Annotated in this window: 5 protein-coding genes; all 5 read left to right on the top strand. The window is 30.2% G+C overall.

The genetic code is table 11. From position 1 onward, the window contains the following. The first annotated feature begins 705 nt into the window (after positions 1-705). The 5 genes from BLV84_RS12240 (at position 706) to BLV84_RS12220 (ending at position 3,919) form a co-directional block, all read left to right on the top strand. Positions 706-1,194, top strand: coding sequence for a hypothetical protein (locus BLV84_RS12240; protein ID WP_093246111.1), 489 nt, complete (start codon positions 706-708; stop codon positions 1,192-1,194). Between the two features lie 273 nt (positions 1,195-1,467). Further along, a complete protein-coding gene (locus tag BLV84_RS12235) occupies positions 1,468-1,704 on the top strand; it encodes a hypothetical protein (protein ID WP_093246108.1) in 237 nt (78 codons plus the stop codon). 2 nt (positions 1,705-1,706) lie between these two features. Beyond that, complete coding sequence (locus tag BLV84_RS12230; RefSeq protein WP_093246105.1) at positions 1,707-2,021, top strand: type II toxin-antitoxin system RelE/ParE family toxin; 315 nt, start codon at positions 1,707-1,709, stop codon at positions 2,019-2,021. 162 nt (positions 2,022-2,183) lie between these two features. Further along, positions 2,184-2,891 carry an HAD family hydrolase gene (locus BLV84_RS12225; protein ID WP_093246102.1) on the top strand — a complete coding sequence of 236 codons (708 nt, stop codon included), beginning with the start codon at positions 2,184-2,186 and terminating at the stop codon, positions 2,889-2,891. Positions 2,892-3,226: 335 nt separating this feature from the next. After that, on the top strand, positions 3,227-3,919 hold the full coding sequence (locus BLV84_RS12220) for a type I restriction enzyme HsdR N-terminal domain-containing protein (RefSeq protein WP_093246099.1): 693 nt from the start codon (positions 3,227-3,229) through the stop codon (positions 3,917-3,919). Positions 3,920-3,987 lie beyond the last annotated feature (68 nt).

Below are 3,987 nucleotides of genomic sequence, written 5' to 3'. Positions count from 1 at the left end.
ATGCAATTAATCTATACAACGAAATAAGATTACACTTATCTTTAGATTTTAAAACTCCAAGTATGGTGTATAAATTATCAGCCTAAAATAAATTTCAACCTGTAGCCATATTTCAGGACTAGACAGTTTAAAAAGAGAGAATTCCTCAAATTAATTTCGATTCTATAAAAAAAAGGAAAATTATTCGAAATCTGGAAGTCGTTACTCTGAATAGGAATGAATTTTGAGCCTGCCAAAAGGAATTTCTACTTAGAATTAAGACATATTTGCCAAACGAAATTAAATTGAAAATCACTATAGAGAAATGAATTCTGAGCTGCCAAACGGAATTGTATTCTTAGACTAAAGACAAGCTCGCCAAAATGTTGGAATTTGAAAATCGCAGCGGAGAAATGACCACAATTCGGCCAAATAAAATTTTTATAAAGACAAACTTCTGGTAAACAAAATAGAATCTGATCAAATCTGACTCAGGCGAAAAAATTCGAAATTTTTTTGAGGAATTTTAAGCAAATATTTGTTCAAAAGTATGAGTTGAATCGAAAGAAAAAAACCAGTCGCTAACAAGGTGTAAAAGTAAAAGCGAAGTCAGTGATGAAAAACGAAATTTAGTTTTAAATTTATAGTTTAAGAATAAAGAAAAGTTTCGAGTATAAATCTCGCTACTACTCTTACACAAAACCGTTGTGCGCAAGCTGAAAAAAAATGACGTTAATAGAATTAGCAAATAAAGAAATTGATTTATATTCCAACGTAATGAATATTTACGAAGGAAAAATTAGTTCGGATAATCAAGAATTGACTTTAGAAGAAATTCAACTGGAATACAAAAAAGTGCATAACGAATATTCCAAATTATCGGATAAAAATATTGAGGCTCTAAAAAGAGGTTTATTTATTCAATGGTATGCGCTTACAGAACCACATTATCTGACTGGAATAAATGAACTTGACGAAAAAACAGAACGGAAAATTATTGCGGATTTAAAAACTCTGATTGACCGAAATGAAACGGATAAAGAATTGATGTGGATGCTGAATTATTATATGAATTGGAACTTTGTTTTTGATAGATTTAAAGATATTGCCGAATTTACGAAAATAGCAAAAGCAAAAATTGGTGGAAAACCCAAAATAAAAACCGATGAACGCGGACAAATGGGAATTTATTGGAAGTCAATTACAGCGGAATAAAGCCTGCGCACAACAACGTATATAACTCATAGCTAGTCAGTTGCTTAATCGAAGTTAAGGCATATTTGCGAGTCCGCCAAATTTTTTAATTTGGCTTATTGATAAAAAAAGGTAATGAGAAAATTAAAAAATTCGGCTCGTGCTTAACCGAAAATTTATCGCTAATTTGCACGCTACGAGCCATATACAAGACCGTTGGCAGTAATACAAGAAAATCGTTTTTCAAATAAACATTTAGTAAAAAAATTGTATTTTTGATTAAATACACGAATTATGGATTTACAAACTCGAAAACTCAATTTAATAACTTATCTAGCCCAAATTAAGGACGAGATATTATTTGACAAATTGGAAAATTATATCCTAAAAAGAGAGATTGAACACAATCCTGAATTAAAACCATTTACTGTCGAGGAATTAATTAATCGAATTGAAAAATCTGAATTGGATTTCAAAAATGGGAATGTAAAAAGTCAAAAAGATTTAGAGAGAATATCAGCAAATTGGTAACAATGAAAATAGTTTGGACTGATTTTGCTATCAGAAATTTAAAAGACATTTTTGATTATTATTCTATTGAAGTAAATAAAAAACTTGCTCATAAAATTAGAAAACAAATACTTAAATCCTCTAAACAATTAATAAAAAACCCGAATTCTGGTCCAGTAGAACCTAATTTGACAATTCTAAATAAAAATCACCGATACTTAATAAGCGGACATTATAAACTTATTTACAGAATTGTAGATAATGAAATTATAATTAATGATGTCTTTGACACACGACAAAATCCGACTAAAATGAATGATGAAAATCGGATTGAATAATAAAGTATTACTGCCAACACCGTATATAATTTATTGCTAGTTCTAGCCTACTTACGAAAATCCTCGCGGATTTTCTATTCGGTTTTTATTTGCTAAATTAGGTGCTTAAAACACGCAACAAACCATATACAAACACGTTAGCTGTAATTAAAACCAACATTTATGTACATAGACGCAATTCTTTGGGATTATGACGGAACTTTAGTCAATTCCGTCCCAAAAAACATTAATATAACTAAACAAATTCTGTCACAAGTAGCACCAAGACTTGTTGGAGAAAATTTGCCAAATTACTTAAAAAGTGAAGATGAATATCATATAGCTAATCACCAATCTAAAAATTGGCAAGATTTGTATATTAACTATTATGGAATGTCAGAAAACGAAATGCTTGAAGCGGGAACTTTATGGACAGAATATCAGCTTAAAAACACAACACCTGTCGAATTATTTTCTGGCATTAAACAAACTATAAATCAGATTAAAATACCTCAAGGTATCTGTTCTCAAAATTCATCAGAAAATATCAATCGTGTTTTGGAACAAAATGATTTATCTCATAAGTTTCAAGCAATTATTGGCTATGACGATATCCCAAATAATGCTCAAAAACCAAATCCGTTTGGCGGAATAAAATGTTTAGAACAAATATTCGAAGATACAGTTGGTAAAACTATTTTCTACATTGGAGACCACGAAGGAGATGTTGAATTCGCAAGAAATATAAACAAAGGATTAAATGAACGCAGTAAAGTCATAGCGATTGTCGCAAAATATAGTAGAGCTGATACAAAAAATTGGAATTATAAACCTGATTTTGAAATTGAAAAGCCAATTGATTTAATTGAAATAATAAATAACTACAGCTAACAATGTATATAAAAAATAGGCGAAACAGTAATAAAATCAAGGGTTTTGGCTCGCATCAATCCTTGTGCTTAACCGAAAGTTTTGTGCTTCGCAATCGCCTACTTTTCATATACTCAACGTTGTAAGTAATGCGAAAATCGAACTCTGATATCAAAATTTGTACTAAAAAAGCCAACGCACAGTCAAGCACATTTCATTTTTTTCGTACCTCAAAAAATAAAAAGAGCTTGCCTTTTTCCAAAGCTCAACTCACCAACTAAAAATCATAAGAAAACAATCTGAAACGCTAAAATTAAATTAAATTAGCGAATTGAATATATACTACAAAAAAACGAATGAAACTAACCGAAATATTAAGAGACAGTAATTACAAACTAACACAGTTTACAACAGACCAAGTTGAAACTTTAGAAAAGAATATCTTTCTAAAAGAAGTACGTGGAAAAGAAGTGCCTTTTATTAATTGTTTGGTTAGAAGAAAAGATATTCAATTAAAACCAGAAGAAGCTGTAAGACAACTTTACTTAATGGTTTTAAATGAACAATACGGTTATTCGTTTGACAGAATGGAAATTGAATATGCTGTAAGTTTTGGACGTGAAAAAAAACGTGCTGACATTGTGATTTTCGACAAACAAGATACTCGTTCAATCTACATAATGGTTGAACTTAAAAAACCGAAACTAAAAGACGGAAAAGAACAGTTAAAATCTTATTGCAACGCAACAGGAGCACCAATTGGAGTGTGGAGTAATGGAGATTCAATTTCATTTTACCACAGAAAAGACCCTAACTACTTTGAGGATTTATCTGCAATCCCAAGTGCGACAGAAAAATTATCTGATATATTAACTGAACGTTGGACAATTGAAGATTTAATAAAAAAGGACAAATTAGTTACCGAAAAAAAGTCTTTAAAAGATTTGATTTTGGAAATGGAAGATGAAGTTTTAGCAAACGCTGGCGTAGATGTTTTTGAGGAACTTTTTAAACTCATTTTTTTAAGTACACGACAAAAATTGAATTAGATTAAGGTCATATTTATTAGTTCCTGATAACAAGCATTTTGAGATATAGTCTAATCCATATCTGAAGA

Source organism: Psychroflexus halocasei (genome assembly GCF_900107595.1).
Classification (GTDB): domain Bacteria; phylum Bacteroidota; class Bacteroidia; order Flavobacteriales; family Flavobacteriaceae; genus Psychroflexus; species Psychroflexus halocasei.
Note: the sequence above shows the minus strand (reverse complement) of the source record. Positions and strands in the feature narration are given on the sequence as shown.